Consider the following 23,795-nt stretch of genomic DNA (forward strand, 5'->3'; position numbering starts at 1 on the left):
GACTGGCAAGAACCGTGAGAAAGGTCAATGCGGCTGGCTAACGGTGCTTCTTTCCCTCAGTGGTCGGGTCAGAAACCTAATTATGGCGATCGGTTGATAAGCAAACCTGGGGATGCAGTCAGACCCCGGTTGAGTTGCATTTTCTCAAAGATTTTGGAACCTCAAAAATATCCCAAAGCAATCAAAAAAAATAATGGCCTTCTCAGTCGTTTTACTGACATTGGTAACGCGACTGAGGGGCTTCACCCCCCATCATGCTAACACGATTTTTATATGGCTGCCAAAAATCACCGTGAATTTGCTGAGGTCGGTGCAGACTGGCGCGAACGAAAAAAGCTGGCGATGCGTCAATTCCCAATGGCATGGTGATTGCAATCTTGTTAAACGAGTTCAAAAATAGCGATCGACCCGATTCGTACATCCCTATATTTCTGTTGTAGCCTCGATTTTTGTCCGTGTCGAGGGCGATCGCCATTGTCTGCTTGACGAAAAAATACAAAATATACATCAAGTAAATTAGAGATCGAAAAAATGTAAGACAATATAAATCAATTTAAAAACTGTCGAAACGGCTCCCGGGCGATACGCCTAACTCCTAGCCCCTTCGGGGCGGCTACGCCTACGGAGTCGCTTCGCTAACGGTGTCGCGAAGCTATCGCCGACGGGGGAATCTGCCGCCAAAGAAGCCCGCAAACGAGTTATCATAGAAAACTGCACGATCGACGACGAGCAATAAAGTCTATGAGTAAGGGGACCCTTTTCGATAAAGTTTGGGATTTGCATACAGTCGGCACCCTCGCGTCCGGTCAAACCCAACTGTTTATCGGGCTGCACCTCATCCACGAAGTCACCAGCCCCCAAGCCTTCGCCATGATTCGCGAACGGGGACTGAAGGTGCTGTTTCCCGAACGGACCGTCGCCACGGTGGATCACATCGTCCCGACTGAAAACCAAGCCCGTCCCTTTGCCGATACCCTGGCGGAAGAGATGATGCAAGCCTTGGAAAAGAGCTGCCAAGAGCATCAAATTACCTTCTATAACGTCGGTTCCGGGCGCCAGGGCATCGTCCACGCGATCGCCCCCGAACTCGGACTGACCCAACCGGGGATGACGATCGCCTGTGGAGACTCTCACACCTCCACTCACGGCGCCTTTGGGGCGATCGCCTTCGGCATTGGTACTAGCCAAGTGCGCGACGTTCTCGCTTCACAAACCCTCGCCCTGTCCAAACTCAAAGTTCGCCGCATCGAGGTCGATGGCACCCTGCGCCCGGGGGTTTACGCCAAAGACGTTATCCTGCATATCATTCGCAAACTCGGCGTTAAAGGCGGCGTCGGCTACGCCTACGAATACGCGGGCAGCACCTTCGAGCAGATGTCGATGGAAGAACGGATGACCGTTTGCAACATGTCGATCGAAGGCGGCGCCCGATGTGGCTACATCAACCCCGATCGCGTCACCTACGACTACCTCAAAGACCGGGAATTCGCCCCCCAAGGGGACGACTGGGAAAAGGCCGTCACTTGGTGGGACAACATTCGCAGCGATGCCGACGCCGAATATGACGATGTGGTGGTCTTCGACGCCGCCGAGATTCCGCCCACAGTCACCTGGGGAATTACCCCGGGACAAGGCATCGGCGTAGACGAGAGCATCCCGACCCCGGACAGCTTGCCCGATAGCGAACGGGCGATCGCGGAAGAAGCCTACCGCTACATGAAACTACAACCCGGCGATCCGATTAAAGGCACCAAAGTCGATGTTTGCTTTATCGGCAGTTGCACCAACGGACGCTTGAGCGACCTGCGCGAAGCCGCCAAATTTGCGAAAGGCCGCCAAGTTTATCAAGGGATCAAAGCCTTTATCGTTCCCGCCTCGGAGCAGATTAAAAAAGAAGCCGAAGCCGAAGGACTCGACAAAATCTTTGTAGAGGCGGGATTTGAATGGCGCAATCCCGGCTGTTCGATGTGTTTGGCGATGAACCCAGACAAGCTTCAAGGGGATCAAATCAGTGCTTCCTCGTCCAACCGCAATTTTAAAGGGCGACAAGGATCGTCCGAAGGTCGCACCTTGCTGATGAGTCCGGCGATGGTCGTCGCGGCGGCAGTGAATGGCAAGGTCAGCGATGTCCGCGAGTTGCTCCCGTAGGGACACGGCACTGCCTTGTCCTCCCTGCCCCTAACCCGCTTAAGAAGAGAGGGATCCCCCCTAACCCCCCTTAAGAAGGGGGGGATTGAGGGGTGAACTCCCCCGAACATCTCTATATCTAAAATCTAAAATCTAGTATCCAAACATGAGTAGCGAAATCAAAACAGTCACCGGACGCGGAATTCCCGTTCGAGGCAACGATATCGATACGGACCGGATTATTCCGGCGCGGTTTTTGCGTTGCGTCAGCTTTGACGGCTTGGGAGAACACGCCTTCGCGGACGATCGCAGTGCCAGCAAGGGCGAGCATCCGTTCGACCGACCGGAGTATCGAGAGGCGAAAGTTTTGGTGGTGAACGGAAACTTCGGCTGTGGGTCGAGTCGGGAACACGCGCCCCAGGCGATCGCCCGGTGGGGGATCGAGGCGATCGTCGGCGAGAGTTTTGCCGAGATTTTCTTTGGTAACTGCGTGGCGATCGGTGTACCCTGCCTGACCGCAGATACACAAAGTGCGAAACAGTTGCAAGATACTATTGCTGCCAATCCGCAACTTGAATTAACGGTGGATCTCGAAGCAATGCAAGTGCGCGCGGGGGATCTCGCGGTCTCCGTCACTCTCCCCGACGGACCGCGTAACATGCTGACGACCGGGACTTGGGACACCTGCGGCCAGTTAGTGACCCAAGCCGAGGAGATTCGCGCGACTGCGGCTAAGTTACCTTATGTTTCTTGGCAACCCGTGTGATGGGGCGATCGAGGGGGTCGGACACGGCAGTGCCGTGTCCCTACGGTCGTTCTCCCTCGGAGTTCGTCCAAACTTCGAGCGAAGGGACTGATGCTTATACTTGGTTGAGATTCGTTCTGGATCGCCAAAACAAGCTAGAGGAAGCTGTCTCTGCCTACCGCCGCGCCACGGAACTCGATCCCGAGTATACAGAAGCCCGCCATAACTTAACAGAAATACAACGGCTGTTCGATCTTGAATAACCCCGATTCCCGACCGAGAAGTTTTGGGCAATTTTCAGGACAGATTCTCATACTTGCTCAACTTTCGCGCATTTCGATCGCCAGCAGTTGGGCCCGTTTTTGCTTTAACTGAAACTCCAACGTTTCTATCTCCGACAGTAACTCTTGACGTCGTTGTTCCACCGCACTATTGCGCACGGCAAAATGAGCCTCGATCTCCGGCCAAAGTTCGATCGCCCAATCCTTACTCGCCGTTTTCATCTCCCTTAAAACCCGTACTTCGCCATGGGCTTCGAGGACAAAAAGGGTGTACAGTCGATTTTCTTGACCTTTGCGCCGCCCCTTTTTTTCACAATATAAATACAATCCCGGTTCGTGAGTGGCTACGCAGTCGATATCGCTAATAAAATCACCCAAAATCGAATAACCGTCGGTTTGGGTTTTATCGAGATCTTCGACTTTTTTGCCCCAATTTCCCGATTTTTCCGATAACGTACTTTCCCAAAACCCGGGGGCATTGAGAAATGCTTGTTTGAGATGGACAACAATAGGATCGCTCATCGATCGCAACACTGTAGGGCGGGCAGCTTGAGTGCTTCTGCAAGAAATAAGGCCGATCGCCGTTATTTTAACGTCACTGAAGGCCAGACGGCAGGCTTGGACATCGGCTCGATCTGAATTCGTTTCGATGCTTTTCTCGCTGCTTTTTTCTGTAAGATAAAAGGACTTTCCCCATGGTCCGAGCGATCGCGATCGCTCCAGGACGATCCCGGCTGGCGAACCTTGCGGCTTGTCGAATGCTGGCGATCGCTTCGCCCGATCAACGCAAACAAACCCACTAATACCAAAATATCCAACAACAACAGATCCAACATAAAGCCGAATGAATTAGAAAAAAAATATAGAACCTTTCAAGGAATGGAAAAACTACAGGCGATCGACAGATAGGCGATCGCCGCTTCCAATGCTATCTCAATCCCGATCTGGCTTTACAAATTTTACCGCGATCGGCTTCACTGCTTGAGGGTCGAAGGCGACTTACCCCCTACTTTATCCCGGAACTTACCGGAACCGCCAAACGGCGGTTTGTCGATGAACCCTTCGTGAACCAGGGTATAGAAACACGGAATCAGAAATAAAGTCAAGATCGTCGCCAAGGACAATCCCCAAAACACGACCACACCCAAGGGTTGCAGAAACTCCGATCCTTCGCCGACCCCCAACGCCAAGGGTAACAGACCCAAGACCGTCGTTACCGTCGTCATCATAATCGGTCGCAACCGTTGCGGGGCCGCTTGCAAGATCGCCTGACGGCGGCTGATTTCCTGGCGATCGCAAATTTGGTTGGCCAACTCCACTAAAACAATGGCATTGTTGACCACAATCCCGACCAACAAAATCGCCCCGACGATCGCCGTCGCCCCTACGGCGGTGTGGGTGACGTACAAACCCACGATCCCGCCACTGAGGGCTAAAGGAACGGTCAAAATAATGACAAACGGATCGACGAGGGAATTATAGTGGACGGCCATAGTCACGAACACTAAAAAGGTTGCCAACAGTCCTAAAACCACGAGCGATCGCTGTAATTCCTGGGAACTTTCCGCCGCCGAACTCGGCAAAATCCGCACCCCTGGCGGTAATTCTACCTCGGCCAAAACCGCATCGACTTCGGCCAAGGCATCCCCCAAACTGGCCCCTTCCGCGAGATTTCCGGCAATTAAAAACACCTGACGCTGGTTGATGCGTTGAATCTCTCCGGGGGCTTGTCCGGTTTCGATGCGGGCGACATCCCCGAGGCGGATCGGACGGCGATCGCCCGTAAATAGGGGAATTGCGCTCAATTGAGAGGCTTGACGGACCGAAGATCGGGCCAGTTGTACCCGAATATCGACTAACCGCGAATCCCGTTGCAGTTGAGTGGGCACGGACCCGAGAATCGCCGTTTGAATCGTGTCGCCAATTTCCTCGGCGGATAACCCCGCTTCGGAGACCCGTTCCCAATCGGGCAAAATCTGCACCTCCGGTTGCGGTTGGTCCGCATCCGGGCGGAATTGGGCGAGGGTGACCCGTTCGTCGAGGGCGTCGAGAACCAATTTGGCGGCTTCGTCGAGGCGTTCGAGGTCTTCGGAGGTCAAGGCGATGTCGATATCGGCCCGAACGGGGGAATTATTGAGAATGAGACCGCGAACGGATTCGGGAGAGACGCGCAAGCGGATATCGACGAGGTTGAGTTGCTCGAATTCTTTGCCGAGGCGATCGCTGAAGGCGGCGACATTGGTTCCCGGTTTGAGGGTAATGGTGGCACTCGATCGCAGTAAATTAGCACTGGTGGTATTGCCGAACAGAAAACCACCGATCGAAGTAAACACGTATTCGGTTTCCGGTTGTTCGAGGAGGATGCGATCGACTTCTCGCATCACTTTCTGGTTGGTTTCCAAGGTCGTTCCCGGCGGAAATTGGGCGAACAGTCGCGCTTGTCCGGTGTTGATGCGCGGTAAAATTTCCTGGGGAATCTGTCCGGCGAGTTGGATGCTGGTTCCGCCTAACGCGACGATCGCGCAAGCAATGAAAATGAGGCGGTAACGTAAGACTAAGCCCAAAACTTTTTGATAGAGTCCGGTTATCGCTTCAAAGGTGCGATCGAAGCCCCGCAACAACCACAAGCGACTGACCCCACTCGATCGCCGGATCGACAGCAACCGCGACGATAACATCGGAACTATGGTTAAGGCGACGATTAAGGACGCGGCGACGGCGAAGGAAATCGTTAAAATCAGTTCGCCGAATAATAACGCCAGAAAGCCACCTATTAAGAGAAAGGGCAAGACCGAGACTAAATTGGTCGTCGTCGAAGCAACTAACGCCGATTCCAGTTCTCGGCTGCTATTTTCGGCGATCGCCAGAGGAGAGGCCCCGAGGTTCGGTCCGCGATCGCGCCGTTCGTAAGCTCGTGCGATATTCTCTAACATGACGATCGCGTTGTCTACCACGATCCCGACCCCGAGGGCCAAGCCGCCCAAACTGAAGACATTGAGGGACAATCCGAACAGTCCCATTAAAATAATCGCCATTAACGTCGCTAACGGAATCGCCAGGACGATAATAAAGGTCTGACGTAAGGATCCGAGGAATAACAACACCGCACATCCGGCTAACGCGGCCCCGGAAATCCCGGCGGTGGCGACGTTGGCGATCGATTGACGGATGAACACCGACTCGTCCAAGGTCGTCGTCATCTCCATATTTTCGGCGATCGTGCCGTCATTTCGCAATTCGGCGATTTTCGCTTTGACCGCATCGACGACGGCGATCGTATTCGCATCCGGTTGCTTCTGGACGCTCACTTTCACCGCCGGATTGCTGTTGAGATTGACTAAAACACGCTGGTCCTCGGTTCCGTCGATCACTTGGGCAAAATCGCGCAAGTAGACTCGTCCGTTCCCGACATCAAAGGCTAAATTGCGCAATTCTCCCGCCGTTTTAAACCGTCCCACCGTTCGCGTCAGGGGTTCGGCGGGAGAATCGACTAAGCGACCGCCGGAAATATCTTGGTTGCGTTCTCGCAAGGCGGTTAGTAGTTCGTTTAAACCGACTCCCAGAGTTTGGAGGCGATCGAGATCGACGTTAACCCTCACTTCCTCTCGAACTCCTCCCGAAACATCCACCGACGCCACCCCGGGAATCACGTTGAGTTCCCGCGCCAATTCTTCATCGGCGAACACCCGCAGATCCACGTCGGCTAAAGTTGGCGAGGTTAACGCAAATTCGTAAACGGGTAACTGGGACGGGTCGTATTTAAACAGGCGCGGCGTTTCCAAGCCTTCCGGCAGTCGGTTAAGCGTCCGGTTGAGAGCTGCGGTTGCGTCGTTGAGGGCTTGGTCGATATCTTCTCCCGGTTCAAAATAGAGATTGATACTGATGCGTCCTTCCCTCGTTTGGGAAAACACTTGCACGACTCCTTCCGTGGCGGAGAGTCCTTGTTCGAGGGGTCGGGTAATCTCGTCTACGGCGACTTCCGGCGAAATTCCCGCCGCCTCCATCCGCAATCCAATCCGAGGGTAGGTGATGGACGGGAGTAAATCTACGGGGAGTTGGGTGATATAGAAAAAGCCGACTACAATGACGGCTAAGGTCAGCATGAAAGTGCCGATATAACGCCGGATGGCGATCGTGCTGATACTCGGCGAGGGGGGGGTAATTTGGCGAGTCACCGCTTTGCTTTGTGAAGGAGTTCTCTTGATTTTAGCGGGATCCGAGTTGAAATAGCAGAACTACAGAGATGTTAGATTTTGTCCGATCGTGATGCGCTACACCCATTTTAACTTCTATTCCTGCATCAGGGGTCATTCAGCACCCTGTTTGTTTCTGAGAACCGAGAAAAAAGCGATCTAGCTAATACAAATTCTTGACATCGGAGAATCTTAATAAGGGTGTGTTAGTCCCTTGGCTCCCAGCCATCTCAACCCATTACTTCTTACAATTTTAACTCAAAATCTTTTCTATTTTTAGAATACATCCAAAAATATGATAAAATTGAGTTTTATATTTACGCATTTTAAATATTATAAACAAATTCTGTTGCTTTTGCTACAAAAATTTGAAATCGAGTACAAATACATTGACATAGTATTGAAAATACTATTTATTTCCTTAAGTAATTCTGTGAAATAAGCAGGAAGATTGACACGCCAACCACTCGCTTATCTTTTTATCAAAAAACCTTAGAGGTACACAATAATGGAAAAACTCTTTATAGTTGGCATTGGGGCATCAGCCGGAGGTCTTCAAGCTCTGGAACAATTTTTTAAACATCTTCCAGAAAATCCCAACGCAGCTTTTGTTGTAGTTCAGCACCTGTCGCCAAATTACCCCAGTTTAATGACTGAATTGCTACAAAGACAAACTCAGATGGCAGTTCGGCAAATTCAAGATGGGATGACTTTGTCACGGAATACAGTTTATGTTTTACCACCGGGGAAAAATCTGACTTTTGAAGATGAAAAACTCAAACTCTTCCAGCAAGAAGGAGGATTAAATTATCCGATTAATCGATTCTTTCAATGTTTAGCCAGAACTTGCGCCGAACGCGCGATCGGAATTCTATTATCCGGAACGGGAAATGATGGCACCCAAGGGTTACAAGACATCAGCCGTGCGGGAGGAATTGCTTTAGTTCAATCCGCAGAAACGGCTCAATTCACCAGTATGCCAACCAGTGCCTTACCTTCAGGATTGGTTGATGAAATTCTTTCACCCCAAGATTTAGCAGAAGCCGTTTGTGGATTAGTTCGATTTGCAGATTTTAGCGATTCTCATACCGATGATACTGCTTTAATCGATCCGCTCCAACTTCAAAAGATTTTAGATATTTTGGCTGAAAGAGAACAAATTGATTTCTCTCACTATAAAATTAGTACCTTAAGTCGTCGCATTAGTCATCGCTGTGCTTTAACCCGCAGTACCAATTTAGAAAACTATATTCGATTGCTTGCAGATTCTAGTACAGAACAAAAGCTTTTACGTCAAGATTTATTGATTGGTGCGACTCGATTCTTTCGAGATCCAGCAGCTTGGCAAGCGATCGAAACAGTCATTTTACCCAAATTAATTAGCCAACTCGAACCCCAGGAACAGTTAAGAATTTGGATCTCTGCTTGTTCTACAGGAGAAGAAGCTTACTCAATAGCTATGTTAGTCGATGAAGCAGTTGCTCGTGCCAATCGACCAATTCAGGTTAAAATTTTTGCCACGGATTTGGATACCCATGCCTTAGAAGTGGCTTCGTATGGGTTTTATAACCATACGATCTGCGAGCAAATGTCTTCGGAAAGATTGAAAAAATATTTTAACAAAATTGGCGATCGATATCAAGTCAAACGACCCTTACGGGAAATGTTGATTATTGCTCCCCACGACCTAACAAAAAATGCCGGGTTTTCGAGAATGCACTTAGTTTGTTGTCGCAACGTGCTGATTTATATGCAGCCACAACTTCAGCAACAAGTGCTTCGTTTACTACATTTTTCCTTAGCAGGTAAAGGTGTTTTATTCCTGGGAGCTTCTGAAAGTTTGGGCGATTTAAGCTCGGAGTTTGTTGTGTTAAACAGCACTTGGAAAATTTTTAAAAAACGTCGAGATATTCAATTACCTTGGTCTTCTAATCGACCGCCGATCGTTTCAACCATACATTCAGCGACTAAGTTTAAATCCGATCGCATGAGTTTTGAGCCAATTCTAGAAGATGTTTTTAAGTTTTGTTTTTCCGAGTCTCCAATTAGCTGTTTTTTGGTCAACCTCGATAATGTTTTACGATATGTTTTTTGTGATACGGCAGGATTTTTGCGTTGGTCGTCTGGAGAAGCTCGTTTAGATGTTACTCAACTCATTCTTACGGAACTTAAGCTACCATTATCAACCGCTTTACATCGAGCGAAACAAGATCGTAATTCCGTACTATATACCGATATTAAAATTCGTCGAGAAGACCAAGATGTGAAAGTAAAACTGCAAGTTACCTACAAGACAAGTAAATCTGACCTAGCTCGCTATCTAATTGTTTTATTTCAGGTCGAAGCTCAAAACAATGGAGCGTTAATAGAAACTCCTCAATATGAAATCACTACAGAAGCAGCTCGACAAATTACTGAATTAGAATACGAACTTCAGCAAACCAGAGAAAATCTTCAAGCGACGATCGAAGAATTAGAAATTGCCAACGAAGAACAACAAGCCACTAATGAGGAATTGCTAGCTTCAAATGAAGAATTGCAAAGCACTAACGAGGAATTACAATCGGTTAATGAAGAACTTTATACGGTTAATGCGGAGTATCAAAGCAAGATTGAAGAACTGACCCAATTAAGTAATGATATGGGGAACCTACTGCGCAGTACGGATCTCGGTGTCGTGTTTTTAGATCGTAATTTGAATATTCGTAAACTGACTCCAGCATCAACCCAAGTATTGAATATTCGATCGTCAGATATTAATCGTCCGTTATCTCATTTTACCCATAATCTGGATTGTCCCAACCTATTACATTTGCTTCGGGAGGTCGCAGAAACTGAACGAGCGATCGAGCAAGAAGTTACATTATTATCAACGGGAGAAGCCCTATTAATGCGGATCAATCCGTATTTACAAGAAGGTAGCACCAGTAATGGTGTAGTGTTGACATTTATTAACATTCACGAACTCAAGCAAATTCAGGATCAACTACATCGAGCCAATACAATTTTGGAAAATTTATTTTCGGCGAGCCCGGTCGGTTTAAGTTTACACGATCGCCATCTGTGTTATTTAAAAGTCAACCAAGCACTCGCCAACATTAATGGATTTTCCGTTGAAGAGCATTTGAACAAACATCCACAAGAATTATTACCAGAGTTATCTCAGCAAGTTACTCCCATTTTAGAGCGCGTCAGAGATACGGGAACACCTTTGCTGAATCTGGAGATTAAAGGTCAAACTGCCGCCAATCCAGAACGGGAACACTACTGGTTAGCTAGTTATTACCCGGTAGAGCTATTGAATGGCCAACGAGGGGTTGGAACGGTAATTGCCGATATTACAGAACTGAAGAAAATTCAAGAAGAGCTACAAGAAAATCGCAACTTAATCGAACAAATTACCGAATCCAGCCCCGGAATAATTTATATTTACGACGTCGAGCAAAAAAAGCATGTTTACTTTAACCGTTCGGTGACTAATATCTTGGGTTATACGCTCGAAGCGATTCAGGACATGGATACCAATTTCTTCGAGCAAATCATTCACCCAGAAGATTTAAACAAAATCAAAGCTTATTTGTACAGTCTGGAAACAATTCGTGATAACTCCATTTTAGAATGTGAAGCTCGCCATCGACATCAAGAGGGATCCTGGCGATGGCTTTCTTATAACAGTGTGGTGTTTAAAAGACTGGGAACAGGAGAAGTACAACAAATTTTAGGTATTGCAAATGATATCACCGATCGCAAGCAAGCCGAGTTAGAACTACAAAAAGCAAAAGCAGAAGCAGATAGTGCCAACCAAGCAAAAAGTCAATTTTTGGCGAATATCAGTCATGAATTACGCACGCCTCTCAATGCTATTCTAGGATTTACTCAGTTGATGCAGCGTTATCCCAAGTTGTCGCCGGAGATTGTGAAGAATTTGCAAACAATTTATTATAGTGGAGAACATCTTTTAACTTTAATTAATCAAATTTTGGACTTATCCAAAATTGAAGCTCGAAAGATGGAAATCGAAGAGAATCCCTGCGATTTACATCAATTATTAGAAGAATTGGAAAACATGTTCGCAATCAAAGCACAATCTCGGGAAATCGATTTTGTAATCGAAGTGGATTCAAAAATACCTCAATATTGTATTCTCGATAGAAATAAACTTAGTGAAGTCTTAACCAACCTCCTCAGCAATGCTTTTAAATTCACTCAAGAAGGTAGTGTCGTTTTAAAAGTCAAGCGTAAAAAATCAGACAAATCAAAGAAAAATTCATATCTAGTTTCTTTTCAAGTCACCGATACGGGTTGTGGGATTGCCAGTGAAGAGCTAGAGGCAATTTTTGAACCCTTTGTTCAAGCTAAATCTACTACCGTTTTTCAAAAAGGAACGGGTCTGGGGTTGACCATTAGCTATCAATTTGTTCGATTGATGGGTGGGAGTCTTTCTGTGGATAGTACCGTCGGAAGAGGAAGTAAGTTCAGTTTTACCATTCCTGTTACTGCGGCGAATCCTAATGAAGTAAAACCGCGATCTTTGAATCATCAAGTCATCGGTTTAGCTCCCAATCAGCCAAAATATTGCATTTTAGTGGTGGACGATCTCTTGGAGAATCGCCTTTTAGTTACTCAGCTCTTAAGACCTGTAGGTTTAGAAGTTTATGAAGCCAGTAATGGGAGTGAGGCGATCGACCTTTGGCAACAGTGTAATCCTCAGCTTATTTTTATGGATTTAATGATGCCAGAATTAGACGGTTATGAAGTGACTAAAGAAATCCGCAAGCGGGAAAATGCTAGAGGCGATCGCTCGATTCCCGCAACTAAAATTATTGCCTTTACCGCTTTAGCGATGCAAGCCGATCTCGATCGCGCTCGACAGGTTGGTTGTGATGATTTTCTCACTAAACCTTTCCGAGATTTTGAATTATTCGATCGATTAGCTCAACATTTAGGAATTAGCTATCTTTATCGAGATTTACCCGAAAAAGATCCTTCATCTCAATCGACAATTACATCCCTCAGTCAATTAAGAAGTTATCTGGAAGATATGCCATCTGAATGGCTGGAAGCGATGGAAGAAGCCACGCTTTTAGGGAGTCGAAATCAAGTGCTTGACTTAATCCAACAAATCCCTGAAAATTGCGAAAAACTCGCCGAAGCACTAAAAAACAAAATACAGTTATTTGATTTTGAAGGAATTTTGAAAATTTTGGATAAATAATCATTGATTTTATCCAATAGCGATCGCCGATGAGGTCACGATCTTATCTTCGAGTTATAATCGTTAGCCTTACAGCTTCTAGACTGCATTCTTTCAGTCTTGAGACCCCCTGGATTTTAGAGATGAATACTTCACTCTCTAAATGTTTTGAAAAAAGTATAAGTTTGTGTTTTTGAAGGGAACTCGATTGACTGGGAAGCTAAATCGGCTTAATCAATCAAATTCCCTCACCTCAGTAGCCTCAGTGGCCTGATTACTTCATTAATCTTCTGCTAAACTTTCTTTTTGCCAAATGCCTCCTTTTTGAAAGCTCGATTGATATGATGAAAAAGACGGTGACAGTCAACGGGTTTCAGTAAATAATCGCAATCGTTGAAGATCGTGAAGTCGGATTCTGTATTTGGATCGACTCCACTCATAAAAATGACCGGGATTTTTCGAGTGGATTCGTCTCGTTGAAGTTCCTTGTAAATCTCAACTCCATTCATTCCAGGAAGGGTCAGATCTAAGATCACCAAATCAGGAACAGTTTGACGAATCGATCGCAGAGCAAATTGACCATTCGTAGCTGTTCGGACTTGATAACCATAATCAGATAGTACTTCACAAAATAACTCTAGGAGTGCTGTATCGTCGTCAATCAAAAAAACTGTTTTTCCTTCATCCAAAAAGTCAATCATATCCTTATTGAACCTCTTTTCAATTTTGAGTTAGATTGAATACTCAATTACAAACTAAACTGAATTAGATCCAACTGAGGAGACAATTAGAGGTTTTCAATTGTATCTATTTGTAATTGAGTTGAGTTGACAAGCGATCGGATATGTTTTGTTCGACACCCTAGAAAAGAGTCGAGATCGAAGTCTAGCTTAGCATCAAAAACTGAATAATACAGATCTGAATTAATTACCGACTCTAAGTTTCTATAAATTCGATTCAGTGATTTATATTACTGTAATCGCAAAAATTAGATAAAATGGCTGAGCTACTTTGGTCCAAGGGTAGAGTGTCGTTACTCCCCCTAGATCGTTGTGATTTTTTCTTTTTTTGATTTGTTAGTAATGTCATCGATAGGATTTACTTTTTGATTAGTCATTCAATTATAATTTTGGTTTATTTTGCGAAAAGTTTGACGAAAAGTGTAGTACGCTATGTAACATAAGGTTATGTATTTTTAATCGATCGAAGCCACCATGGTGACGCGATCGCCAAAAATACCAAAAGATTGTCGGCTTGTGACGAAGAAGTATTTCAAGTTTCAATTTGTAAGATGGAAAAGTTTTTTCAACAAAAACTCAACTTATTATAATAGATGTTTTTTCAATTGTTTCTTGTTTGGGTTTGTATAGATGATTGTCTTAAGTTTTTTTTATTAATTGCTTTAAAAGCATTAAGATTTTCTGGAGATTCGATAGTATACTTCGCAAACAAAAAGTTAGCAATATTGTGTGAATCCTGTCACTTCAAGTGATTGAGATAGAGAATGATTGCAGTAACTAGGAAAACTCTCTACTCTATTACAGCATTTCTCAGTCTGCTGAGGTATCGCGGAATCTCTTGATTTCGGGATTGGGTTTAGTTTGATGTACCTCACTGGCTTAAAAAACGCTATAGATCCCCCTAAATCCGCCTTAACAAGGGGGACTTTCCTCGCTCCCCCCGAAATTTCCCCAACCCCCCTTTCAAACGGGGGTTGGGGGGATAGGGGGATCGGCACTGTACCTCATCAGATCGCCCGAGCGCTGTAGAAAGCTTTCTCGATGGTTCTGCTTGGAATATTTGATTTAAAACTTACAAATTGCTGAACCTCTATAAAAAACAGAGTATTTTTATACTCATTTTCAACAGAGAATTACAAACTGAGGTTGACTGTCGAGTCGGTCGTGGCTTGAGTAAAAATTATTGAAGCTAATAATGATGCTTTTAAATAGAAATTGATGCGGTTAGTAAAGAGGTAGATTGACTTCCAGTCCGATCTCCCCCGATTCCTGAGTGCGATCGCGTCGAGATCTCCCGAACACTCCCGCAACCATGGGCTAGAGGCGATCGCGCGTCGGTGTAAATCTATCTAGAAGAAGAGTCACAAATCTACCCCTAGATAGATGAAATTGATTTTTACCCCTCGAAAAAATCCCACTCGGGATATATTGAACCGGAAACGCGACCGAGATATATTAAATAACGTCAGCTCGAATAAGTCAGCCTAATTCGGCGTAACAATACCGGAGAAAAACTTTAATAAAATAACGAGATTTTCTCCAGGTGAAACGCCGAAGCGGGGGAACCAGTATCGGGGCTAATTTTCAACGAGTCATTCACGAGTCATTCACAAAAGTGTGACAAAATAACTGACCAGTTGAAAAGGGACATCTCTCAGTCCTCGCCCGTCAGCTAACTCCGTCGGCATTGAGAGGAGACTGAAAGAACGCCATTGTAAAGGTTTGAACGATCGCGCGCGTTTCTCATCAGTGTCCTCAGCCCGTCTCGAAGCGACCGATTGCATTCATCGAGGGCGATCGCCGTTTTTCGAGAAAGATTGTCAGGCATGAGGTAAAAAAATAAACAATGTTTAACAACAAAAACAAACGAATTGCTTTAATCTCCGTCACCGGAGACCCCGCCGTTGAAATCGGTAAAGAAGAAGCAGGAGGACAGAACGTTTACGTCCTCCAAGTCGGCTTGGCTTTAGCCGAACTCGGATGGCAAGTCGATATGTTCTCGCGGCGAACCAGTCCCGACCAAAAGGCGATCGTCACTCACCGCGAAAATTGCCGCACGATTCGCCTGAACGCCGGACCGCAACAATTCATCAGTCGCGATGAAATCTTTGAATGTTTGCCGGAATTTGTGGATGCTTTCCAAGGGTTTCAACAACAAGAAGGAATTGAATATCAATTAGTTCATACCCACTATTGGCTGTCTTCTTGGGTGGGAATGGAACTGAAAAAACGCCACAATAATTTAGTTCAAGTTCACACCTATCACTCTCTCGGCGCGGTTAAGTATAAAGCTGTCGAAACATTACCCGCGATCGCCTCGACCCGCTTGGAAACCGAAAAAGCGTGTCTCGAAAACGCCGATCGCATCGTCGCCACCAGCCCGCAGGAAGAAGCGCACATGCGGACTTTAGTATCACACAAAGGCGAGATCGAAGTGATTCCCTGCGGCACCGATATCCACCGTTTCGGACGGATCGATCGCGCCACGGCCCGGGAACAACTCGGGATCGATCGCGATGCGAAAGTCGTGCTTTATGTCGGACGCTTCGACCGCCGCAAAGGGATCGAAACCTTAGTGCGCGCGATCGGGCGATCGCAGCATCGCGATGGTAACCTCAAACTGATTATCGGTGGCGGGTATCGTCCCGGACAGAGTGACGGAATCGAACGAGATCGCATTGACGGTATCGTCAAGGAACTCGGTTTAGAGGCGATCGCCGAATTCCCCGGACGTCTGGGTAAAGACGACCTGCACCTGTACTACTCCGCCGCCGATGTCTGCGTCGTTCCCAGTCACTACGAACCCTTTGGCTTAGTCGCCATTGAAGCGATGGCGAGTGCGACTCCCGTCGTCGCCAGCAACGTCGGCGGACTCAAGTTTACCGTCGTTTCCGAGGTCAACGGCTTACTCGTTCCCCCGAAAAATGACGCCAAATTTGCCGAGGCGATCGATCGCATCCTCGCAGACCCGCAATGGCGCGACGAACTGGGTAAAACCGGACGGTTGCGCGTCGAATTGGCGTTCAGTTGGGATAGCGTCGCTACTCGTTTGGCCCATACCTACAGCCAACTGATCGCCGATACGGAATCGATCCACGTCCCCGAATCGGCGATCGCTGCATAATCTCTATGGGTTGTTGAATGAATCGATGAATCTGAATGTAGGGGCGATTTGCGAATTGCCCCTATATTTTTTATATTTTTGATATTTTTGAGCGACTATAAAAATGTACTACAATACAGGTTACAACGTTTGCGATCGCCTAGCGCCGACTATGGAACCCAACCGTCGCGAAAAATTTGGTCTGTGTCCGCTTTGTCAGCGAGAATGCTATCTAACCTTCCATCATCTAATTCCTCGTAAAGTTCATCGGCGCGAATTTTTCAAGAAAAATTACTCTAAAGACGAGTTAAATCGGGGTCTCGATATCTGTCGGCTTTGCCACAATGGCATTCACGACCTCTACGACGAGATGACTTTAGCCAAAGAATTCGCCTCTCTCGATTTATTGCTCGCCGATAGAGGGTTGAGCAAGCATTTTGAATGGGTCGCCAAACAAAAGATCCGCAAACTGAGAAATCGCCCTTAAAAATCGCTTTTGAAGGGGCGACGTTCAGAAATTGAGAGAACGATCCGATCTGAGTGTCGTTCTTGTGTTTATGTACCGACTCACTCCACGACTCATTCCCTTGGAAAGAATGCAACCGCCGAAGACTTTACCTACTGAAGCATAGAGATGAATTTCTATCCTCTTACGATTCCAACTGTTTGGGGAGGGCTATAAATGCTTAATTTTCTCCCGCCGTCGCCGCCGGGAACTGCTCGTAAAAGGAAGGATCCATAAACGTCAATTCAATGTACCAATTTTTCTGTTCGAGTTGGTCGTGACCGTAGAGAAATGTCGATTGACGATCGATTTTAATGTCGTAACTGCGTAACTTGGGAATCCCAGTAATTTTAAAAGGAAAATGACAGACCATCACGGAATTGTAGGGCGTTAACGATCGCGGCTGACCCTCCCCTAACGTCCCTCGGGCGATCGCTTTGCCATCACTATTTTCAAGCCAAATCGGCATACCTGCAACGATCGCCCCTTCCCCAGAAGTCGCACAAGGATCCCCCGAACTCGGCGACATCACGACAATAACTCCATCGAGGGTATACTCGGGGAGATCCATTTCCCCCGGTCGTTCGGTCGCCATTTCCAATCCCGGTGTCGAGTTGGGGTGAAACAGGGCTAACAAACCACTGAGAACGAACGCCGAACTGATTCGCAAAGCGGATAACGGTACAGGCTTCATGACAATATTGCAATTTCCAGCTTATCGACCGCCGACGAACGGCGATCGTGGCACCCCCACAGCTTGCCACTCGCCAAGTCCGATCGCCCTCCCTCTCCAGCATGAACTGTCCGGACGATCTGCCCGTGCAGCGATCGCGATCGCACTGTTCCAGTGAACCCAGTTATCCGATCGCGCGATCGACATCATCCGCGACCTCGAATCCGTGGGTCAAGATCGATCCAGATGCAGCAATTCTCTTGTTGCGATCGCCAAAACGGACGATTTTGAAACCTCCCGAACGCGAAGGCGACAGATTCTGAAAGGAGCCTTCCGGGTTGACAGAAATCGACCGAGTAGATTGCAACAAGTGCTTTGCACTCAGTTACAACAGAGGAGCGGACAGATGAATGTATTGGAATATACCATACACGATCTGATTTCTGCAAATTGGCCGAAAATCTGGAAATTCAATCAATCGAACCCCACCACCAAAACCGCCATCCCGGCGGCTCCCAGACCCACCGGGTTCGATCCCTGGCACCCTTTACGGCGCTGGCTCGATCGCCTCGAAATCCGCGATCGCCAGATGGCCCACTGGCTCTGCCAACACATCCCCGCACAATGTCCCTTTGAAAGAGACATACACATCGGCGGTAAAGTCCTCTTTCACATCCCACCGATGTGCAAACTCAATCCCCTGTACGAAGAAGTCGTCACCCTTCGCTTTCGGGCCTTGTGCTACTTAGCCGACGAATGCGGCGAAGATATTAGCCTTTACTGCTGAACTACCCGCTTACCGCGCCGAGGGGCGATCGCCTTTCTGGGGTCGTTGCAAGCGTTTCAAAACCTGCGAGAGGCGATCGCGATTTTCCTGCCGTCCGCCATAGCGCCAGCGCACGTAAGCTTGCGAAATTTCTGCGATCGCCGCCGCACGCTCCTCCGGATAGTGAGGCGGCAACTGACGGGCGTACTCGAACGGCGTTTGAGCCGGATTTTTGGGATACCCCTCCCGCGCGAGAGTATCCACCATCTGACGGTAAATCGACTCCAACGGCGGTAATTTAGCCAGAAAACGACGGTAGCGCCACCATTTCCAGCCCTTCCAACCGAGCCAACCGAGCAACCCAAAGCTTAAAAAGACCACCAACCCGGAAACCACCCCCAACCAACCGCGACCGAACAGGCGCAACAACCACGCCGCAAAGCGCAACATTCCGCCAATCGCTGCGGAAACCACCGTTTGAATCAAACCCGTCACCGGGGACGGTAACCACCCCGCTACCCATTTCCAGAACATCTGCAAGACGCCAAACGGTTCGTATTCTTCCACGGAGGGGGGAATTAATTCGTGACCGGGAATCGGATCGAAGCCAAACCAGCCGTATTGAGGAAAGCAGACTTCGGTGATGGCGTAAGCGTCGGTATTGCGAACCACGTAGAGTCCGGTAAAGGGGTTGAACTCTCCCGGACCGAAACCGACGGCGAGACGGGCCGGAATTCCGATCGAGCGTAGCATCACGGTCAAGACCGTCGAAAAATGATCCGGGTAACCGCCTTGTTGCTCGAACAGGAAACTTTCGACTAAATCCTCGTTTTCATCAAAAAAGGGCAAGCCAAACGGGTCGGTGGGAATGGAATAATTTTGTTTGAGATATTGGGCGAGATAGAGGGTTTGTTCGTAAGGGTTATCTAAAGGATTGGGAGAGGTTTGTAAAATCTCTTGTGCCAATTGACGCACGCGATCGCGAATCGGCGCCGGAACGTCGAGATAATAGTCGCGAATACTCGGCGGATAATCCTTCGGGGCGTTACCCAACGCGGTGCGATCGCGGTGAGGGACTTCGGAAATAACCGTGTAGGTCAGTCCTTCGAGCAGTCCCAGAGGCGATCTCAAACTGCCTTCCGGATCGAGCGCCACTTCTCGCGTCGGGAAATATAAGGCGCGCGGTTCTAACAGCGCCGGAATGATATTGGGTAAGTCAGAAACAACCGTGTAACTCTGCACCACCCGGCTTATTTCAGCCAGTCCAGTCCCCGCACTGCGAGCGTCTCGGGGGATGAGAAATTGGTAAGACCAGCCCGGACGATCGAGGGTTCTAACATCGTCGTTGCGGGAAATTTCCCATCCTTTTCCGGTGTAGCGATCGAAAGCTAAAACCCGCCAAAATCCGGGAGCCTGCGATCGCACCCGCATCACCACCTTCGGTTCCATCTGACCGCGCAGGTTCTGATTGATTCGGGAATTGAAGCCGTAGTAAAATGTCGAATCCATTTCCCCCGGTTCGTCGCCCCCTTCACCTTCCCCGAAGTCTTCGCCATCGCCGCGACCGTTGCGGGCGTAACCGGGATTGACAATGCTGCGACCGTCGAACTCTCCTTCAAATTCGATTTCGGAGCTCACGGGAAAGGTTTGCAGTTGGTAACCCGGAAAGCGGGGCAGAAGGGCGAACACGAGCAACCCCAAGCTGACGGTCACCAATAAAAAGACGCCCAAGCGTTTGGGAGACAGATCCCGACTCAAGCGTTGCCAAAGGGTTTGGCGAGGTTGAGAGCGGCTTTCCCCTCGCCGGGATAAGGGCGTCAACCCCAGGCGCGAGCGATAGTCGAGGACTAAGGTCGGCAGGGCGAGGGCTAAAAAGATCAAGAGTAACGGCGCAAATGCGAGGGTTTGGCTCAAGGTTCCCGCGACGCCGAGTAAAATCAGGCCGATGACCATCGAGTAGCCTAAATCTTTGCGTCGGGGAATGTCGAAACTATGGATAATTTGGATCCGAATCAGCAGTTCGGCTAAAACGACTCGCGTGTCGTTGAGTTCGCGAATCAGGCGATTAAAAAACGCCCCCAACACGAGCAACATGGCGATCGCGAGGACGAATTTGACGGGAATATCGGGTTTGTCGCGTCGGTACCAACTCCAGACGGCCCCGAGAATACTGAGGGGAATCGCCCAGAAGCTCATTTGAGTTTGAGCGGCGATGTCCGTGGCGATAATGCCGACAATGACGAGGGTTTGGACGAGAACGCGCAAGGCGATCGAGTGTTCCGGAACCGGAGGCGGCAAGGCGGCGAGCTTCTGTCGCAGACGGCGAACGCCTCGAAAGTCCAACAGATGCCAAATCCCTGATGAGTGAGACATGAGAAGGAAGCAGTCGCGAGGGGAACAGATTGAAAAGGAAGGAAAAAATCAGCAGTGCGCCGATCTCCTTCCTACTTTAATCCATTCTCAAAAGCGTGCCGTCTCATGCTCGGAAATTGTCGAGGGGATAAACCGTGAAAATTAAGGGTTGACTGTCGGGATCGTCCAATTCCACTTTTAAAAAGTATTTTTCATGGGGTTGGACGTCGTGTACTTCGACACTCAACGATCCGGCATTGCTGCGGCAGTTGCTGGCTTGAGTGCGCTCTTTTTCGAGGGTCAAACGGCCACCACAGGGTAAGTCGGCTGCGACGCGCAAGCACGAGGGGGCTTTGGAGGTCGGCGCCGTTGACGGGCGATCGCTTCGCGACGCCTCCGGCGTATCGCGCCGCGTATACTCGACGTCGAGTTCGAGGGTGCCGTACCCGGTCAGCCACTGCCGTTGGACGGGAGGGTCGCCCGCGCGCACGGAAAAGGTTAAATTGCCGACTATTTCGCGAGCAACCATTAAGGACATCACCATTTGTTGGGTGGGACTGGCGGCTTCGTAAGTTTCGGGAAAGTCCGCAGCCGCTTGGGAGAGGCGATCGATCGCGTCGGTACTCCGTTGCGGCGCTCCGGCGACTATAAGGGTTCCGGCGAGGTGATGCAGGGTGTAGGTTTGTTCGGGAAAGAGATCTTCAACGGCCCGCACCAGTTTGAGTCCGTCTTGCAGGGAGGAGCGCACCAAGCCGCGACACTGCTCGAAAATGCGGGTCAATACGGCAGGGGGCAGGGTAACGGGTAAGTTGAGTCGTTCCAATTGCGCCGTCCACAGGCGATCGGGAACTTGTTGGGCGACGGATAAGTCTGAAGTTTCAGCGTCGTAGTCTAGCACTTCGTTTTCCCAAGGAAACAGGGGAAGGTGGTGCTGGATTTCGGTTTGCAATCTGCGCTTGACGAGCGCGTAAAAACGGTCTTGCACGGCAGGTATCTCTCCTGGTTGATGTGGTCGAATTCCTCCGAGAGGCGATTCGTCAGGGTTCGCGATCCCCGCCTCGATGTCGCCCGGACCCGAGAGGAAATCGTCGAACGCTTCTGAATCGAGCGGATCGAATGGGCGGTCGATGTCCGTCGCCGTGCGCTCCACTCCGAGGGGCGAGTGGTGCGCGGCGGTCGTCCCCGGCGGCGATAACTCGACCGGGTGGCGATCGTCTGAGAGCAACCATTCAAGGAGTTGCTGTTGTAAAGCTTTGGAGTGTTGAATGCGCTCAAAAGCTTCGGCGTCCCTCGATTCCATGTCTTAACCCCCTATTCATCTGTAAATGCACGTTTTCCGGAACCTTAATGGTTTCTAATTTCCCAGGCTACCTCAAGCAGTTTAAACCAGCGTTTTTGAACTTGGTTGAGGGTACAGCCGAGGGCTTGGGCGATTTGCGTTTCGGGTAAGTTTTGTTGTTTGAGTTCGAGCAGTTTGACTTGTTCGGGACCGATTTTTTCTTGAAAGGTCTGCCATTGACTGGGACTGAGGCCGAGGTTATGGTCTAAGTCGGCTTCGAGCCACTCGTGGACGAGTTCCCAGCGATGGGAAAGGGCAAAGCGGATCAAGTGATATTTGAATCGTTGTTGCAAGTAATCTCTTTCCCTCGGGGTCAAGCCGAGAATTTCTTCGATTTCTGCGGTGGGCAAGTCTTGCAATCTTAAAGCGAAGTAGTCGGCGCAATCTTGCTGGTCGCGATTTTGCAGGTAGGTCATCAGTTCTTGAATGACGGTTTCGCGCAGGGAATCTTCGGCAGAGAGGGAATCGGGATCGACCATCGCTTCGCGCACTTGCTGCACGGAGGAGTCGTTCCAGGTGCGATCGGAATCGAGGCTGGCGCCCTCGGCGGCTTGCTCCATATCGACGATCGTCTCGGGCGGTTGTTGTTGGGAAAAGGTCTGGGCCCGCAGGACGATGAGCTGTTGGGAGCGCCCCCCGGGTAAGGGGATCCGCCGTTTGCCGTAGCGTTCGGTAAAGGCCATGTATTCGGCCAGTTCGAGTAAGGTCGAGGGGGAAAAGGTGGCTTCGAGTTGGGCTTCGCGCCGAAAGGCGTTGAGGGCTTCGAGATAAAATCCTTGTAAAAAATCTTCAATTAGGTTCAAGCGGGCTTGGTAGCTCGATTGAACTTGGGGAGGGGTGATGTAACGGTAGACAATTGCACTGAGGGTGCTGTGTAAATCGATGCGCCCGGCTTGGGAGCCGAGTTTGTAGTAGTTCAAACACTGCTGGAGGCGGTGTCTGGATAGGGCGATCGCCCAGGTGCGAACTTCCCCGGACGCTTGAATGCGTTTGCTCTGCTGGCAAATCCGCTCGACTTCGGCGGCAATGCGCTCGCTCACCTCCCGGCAATTCGCCTCTGACGCTCGTGTAGACTGTTGGAGTTCTGTAAATAGCAGCTCAAAAATATCTTCCACGCCCCTCTCGATCTCCGCCATGATGACTAAATAGCTAGCGACTGTTCCCCGGTTAGATGCGGGCAACACTCTGGCTAAACTCAGAAAAAGACGTCCAGCCAAAATCAATATCGCAATGGATTTAAACCAACAAATTCAGCTACTCACTGAGAATGCACCCCAAGACGGTAAAACGCCTGGAATTGTCGCGGCGATCGCACCCGTTCTCAAAAGTGTGGCGGGACAGTTACGGCATCGGGAATATTACTTGTTGCAATCTTTAGATTCCCGTTGGGTCGTGACGACCTTGAGCAACCGCGCCCACCCCGATGTAGAGAAACGCGCGATTTATGCTTTTCCTTCACTCAAGGACGCGACTAACCACGCGATCGCTCCCAAAGATGCGGGAACGATTGCCGTAGCCGTACCCGTGACTCACATTTTGTTTCAAATGGTAGCCATTGATGCGGTAGATAGTCTCGTTTTTTTTGAAACTCCCGGGGACTTCTCCACCGGAATTGAAGTCAGCCGCGAAACCCTTCAACAGTCGATCCGCGCCGAACTCCAAAAACATCTCCAAAAGAGAAGTAGCCCTCAAGAGAGTCAGTTGCCGCCTGATTTGGCCTGAAATTGAGTTTCAAACTCCCAGAAATCGCCCTTGAGAAGCTCTCAATCGGGATTTC

The 23,795-nt window shown here is 48.9% G+C and carries 18 protein-coding genes and 1 riboswitch; of the genes, 9 read left to right on the top strand and 9 right to left on the bottom strand.

The genetic code is table 11. From position 1 onward, the window contains the following. Positions 1–211 precede the first annotated feature (211 nt). On the bottom strand, positions 212–508 hold the full coding sequence (locus JJD41_RS15895) for a hypothetical protein (RefSeq protein WP_200668168.1): 297 nt from the start codon (positions 506–508) through the stop codon (positions 212–214). 233 nt (positions 509–741) lie between these two features. On the opposite strand from JJD41_RS15895, the gene leuC reads away from it, so the two are divergent. From leuC to JJD41_RS15910, 3 genes are all read left to right on the top strand, one after another. Continuing rightward, positions 742–2,148 carry a 3-isopropylmalate dehydratase large subunit gene (gene leuC, locus JJD41_RS15900; protein WP_200668169.1) on the top strand — a complete coding sequence of 469 codons (1,407 nt, stop codon included), beginning with the start codon at positions 742–744 and terminating at the stop codon, positions 2,146–2,148. 145 nt (positions 2,149–2,293) lie between these two features. Next, positions 2,294–2,893 (top strand): 3-isopropylmalate dehydratase small subunit, encoded by a 600-nt coding sequence (leuD, locus tag JJD41_RS15905; RefSeq protein ID WP_200668170.1) that lies wholly within the window; start codon positions 2,294–2,296, stop codon positions 2,891–2,893. Further along, positions 2,878–3,135, top strand: a complete 258-nt coding sequence (locus tag JJD41_RS15910) for a tetratricopeptide repeat protein (protein WP_200668172.1) — start codon at positions 2,878–2,880, stop codon at positions 3,133–3,135. The genes leuD and JJD41_RS15910 overlap by 16 nt, the downstream gene beginning before the upstream one ends. Before the next feature lie 57 nt (positions 3,136–3,192). On the opposite strand, the gene JJD41_RS15915 is transcribed toward JJD41_RS15910, so the two are convergent. From JJD41_RS15915 to JJD41_RS15925, 3 genes are all read right to left on the bottom strand, one after another. Then, positions 3,193–3,675: a hypothetical protein gene (locus tag JJD41_RS15915; protein WP_200668174.1), complete on the bottom strand. Its 483-nt coding sequence runs from the start codon at positions 3,673–3,675 to the stop codon at positions 3,193–3,195. A 62-nt stretch (positions 3,676–3,737) separates the two neighbouring features. Beyond that, a complete protein-coding gene (locus tag JJD41_RS15920; protein WP_200668176.1) occupies positions 3,738–3,989 on the bottom strand; it encodes a hypothetical protein in 252 nt (83 codons plus the stop codon). 138 nt (positions 3,990–4,127) lie between these two features. Continuing rightward, positions 4,128–7,328 (bottom strand): efflux RND transporter permease subunit, encoded by a 3,201-nt coding sequence (locus JJD41_RS15925; RefSeq protein WP_370583859.1) that lies wholly within the window; start codon positions 7,326–7,328, stop codon positions 4,128–4,130. Between the two features lie 526 nt (positions 7,329–7,854). Here JJD41_RS15925 and JJD41_RS15930 point away from each other — a divergent pair. After that, positions 7,855–12,561, top strand: coding sequence for a chemotaxis protein CheB (locus tag JJD41_RS15930; RefSeq protein WP_200668178.1), 4,707 nt, complete (start codon positions 7,855–7,857; stop codon positions 12,559–12,561). Between the two features lie 272 nt (positions 12,562–12,833). On the opposite strand, the gene JJD41_RS15935 is transcribed toward JJD41_RS15930, so the two are convergent. After that, on the bottom strand, positions 12,834–13,241 hold the full coding sequence (locus JJD41_RS15935) for a response regulator (RefSeq protein ID WP_200668180.1): 408 nt from the start codon (positions 13,239–13,241) through the stop codon (positions 12,834–12,836). A gap of 1,578 nt (positions 13,242–14,819) precedes the next feature. Continuing rightward, positions 14,820–14,982: riboswitch (cyclic di-AMP (ydaO/yuaA leader) on the top strand. 144 nt (positions 14,983–15,126) lie between these two features. Here JJD41_RS15935 and JJD41_RS15940 point away from each other — a divergent pair. Beyond that, positions 15,127–16,404, top strand: a complete 1,278-nt coding sequence (locus JJD41_RS15940; RefSeq protein ID WP_200668182.1) for a glycosyltransferase family 4 protein — start codon at positions 15,127–15,129, stop codon at positions 16,402–16,404. Positions 16,405–16,507: 103 nt separating this feature from the next. After that, complete coding sequence (locus tag JJD41_RS15945) at positions 16,508–16,870, top strand: hypothetical protein (protein ID WP_200668184.1); 363 nt, start codon at positions 16,508–16,510, stop codon at positions 16,868–16,870. 199 nt (positions 16,871–17,069) lie between these two features. Here JJD41_RS15945 and JJD41_RS15950 read toward each other — a convergent pair whose 3' ends face one another. Next, positions 17,070–17,582 carry a hypothetical protein gene (locus JJD41_RS15950; protein WP_200668186.1) on the bottom strand — a complete coding sequence of 171 codons (513 nt, stop codon included), beginning with the start codon at positions 17,580–17,582 and terminating at the stop codon, positions 17,070–17,072. Between the two features lie 47 nt (positions 17,583–17,629). On the opposite strand from JJD41_RS15950, the gene JJD41_RS15955 reads away from it, so the two are divergent. Further along, entirely contained in the window at positions 17,630–17,884 is a 255-nt protein-coding gene (locus JJD41_RS15955) for a hypothetical protein (protein ID WP_200668188.1), read from the top strand. 83 nt (positions 17,885–17,967) lie between these two features. After that, positions 17,968–18,348 (top strand): Mo-dependent nitrogenase C-terminal domain-containing protein, encoded by a 381-nt coding sequence (locus JJD41_RS15960; protein ID WP_200668190.1) that lies wholly within the window; start codon positions 17,968–17,970, stop codon positions 18,346–18,348. Positions 18,349–18,357: 9 nt separating this feature from the next. Here JJD41_RS15960 and JJD41_RS15965 read toward each other — a convergent pair whose 3' ends face one another. The 3 genes from JJD41_RS15965 to hetZ form a co-directional block, all read right to left on the bottom strand. Beyond that, positions 18,358–20,700, bottom strand: a complete 2,343-nt coding sequence (locus JJD41_RS15965) for a transglutaminase TgpA family protein (protein WP_200668192.1) — start codon at positions 20,698–20,700, stop codon at positions 18,358–18,360. A 103-nt stretch (positions 20,701–20,803) separates the two neighbouring features. Next, a complete protein-coding gene (locus tag JJD41_RS15970; RefSeq protein WP_200668194.1) occupies positions 20,804–21,979 on the bottom strand; it encodes a hypothetical protein in 1,176 nt (391 codons plus the stop codon). A 44-nt stretch (positions 21,980–22,023) separates the two neighbouring features. Then, positions 22,024–23,154 (bottom strand): heterocyst differentiation protein HetZ, encoded by a 1,131-nt coding sequence (gene hetZ / locus JJD41_RS15975; protein ID WP_200669228.1) that lies wholly within the window; start codon positions 23,152–23,154, stop codon positions 22,024–22,026. Between the two features lie 94 nt (positions 23,155–23,248). Between hetZ and JJD41_RS15980 the strand changes: the two genes are divergently transcribed. After that, positions 23,249–23,740 carry a hypothetical protein gene (locus JJD41_RS15980; protein WP_168570986.1) on the top strand — a complete coding sequence of 164 codons (492 nt, stop codon included), beginning with the start codon at positions 23,249–23,251 and terminating at the stop codon, positions 23,738–23,740. Positions 23,741–23,795 lie beyond the last annotated feature (55 nt).

Source organism: Oxynema mangrovii CENA135 (genome assembly GCF_016632315.1).
Taxonomy (GTDB): domain Bacteria; phylum Cyanobacteriota; class Cyanobacteriia; order Cyanobacteriales; family Laspinemataceae; genus Oxynema; species Oxynema aestuarii.

What these genes read in the sequence shown, in the direction of transcription:
- JJD41_RS15895 (WP_200668168.1), bottom strand. Translation starts at nt 508, where the DNA reads ATGTATATTTTGTATTTTTTCGTCAAGCAGACAATGGCGATCGCCCTC.
- leuC (WP_200668169.1), top strand. Translation starts at nt 742, where the DNA reads ATGAGTAAGGGGACCCTTTTCGATAAAGTTTGGGATTTGCATACAGTC.
- leuD (WP_200668170.1), top strand. Translation starts at nt 2,294, where the DNA reads ATGAGTAGCGAAATCAAAACAGTCACCGGACGCGGAATTCCCGTTCGA.
- JJD41_RS15915 (WP_200668174.1), bottom strand. Translation starts at nt 3,675, where the DNA reads ATGAGCGATCCTATTGTTGTCCATCTCAAACAAGCATTTCTCAATGCC.
- JJD41_RS15920 (WP_200668176.1), bottom strand. Translation starts at nt 3,989, where the DNA reads ATGTTGGATCTGTTGTTGTTGGATATTTTGGTATTAGTGGGTTTGTTT.
- JJD41_RS15930 (WP_200668178.1), top strand. Translation starts at nt 7,855, where the DNA reads ATGGAAAAACTCTTTATAGTTGGCATTGGGGCATCAGCCGGAGGTCTT.
- JJD41_RS15935 (WP_200668180.1), bottom strand. Translation starts at nt 13,241, where the DNA reads ATGATTGACTTTTTGGATGAAGGAAAAACAGTTTTTTTGATTGACGAC.
- JJD41_RS15940 (WP_200668182.1), top strand. Translation starts at nt 15,127, where the DNA reads ATGTTTAACAACAAAAACAAACGAATTGCTTTAATCTCCGTCACCGGA.
- JJD41_RS15945 (WP_200668184.1), top strand. Translation starts at nt 16,508, where the DNA reads ATGTACTACAATACAGGTTACAACGTTTGCGATCGCCTAGCGCCGACT.
- JJD41_RS15950 (WP_200668186.1), bottom strand. Translation starts at nt 17,582, where the DNA reads ATGAAGCCTGTACCGTTATCCGCTTTGCGAATCAGTTCGGCGTTCGTT.
- JJD41_RS15960 (WP_200668190.1), top strand. Translation starts at nt 17,968, where the DNA reads ATGAATGTATTGGAATATACCATACACGATCTGATTTCTGCAAATTGG.
- JJD41_RS15965 (WP_200668192.1), bottom strand. Translation starts at nt 20,700, where the DNA reads ATGTCTCACTCATCAGGGATTTGGCATCTGTTGGACTTTCGAGGCGTT.
- JJD41_RS15970 (WP_200668194.1), bottom strand. Translation starts at nt 21,979, where the DNA reads ATGGAATCGAGGGACGCCGAAGCTTTTGAGCGCATTCAACACTCCAAA.
- hetZ (WP_200669228.1), bottom strand. Translation starts at nt 23,154, where the DNA reads ATGGCGGAGATCGAGAGGGGCGTGGAAGATATTTTTGAGCTGCTATTT.
- JJD41_RS15980 (WP_168570986.1), top strand. Translation starts at nt 23,249, where the DNA reads ATGGATTTAAACCAACAAATTCAGCTACTCACTGAGAATGCACCCCAA.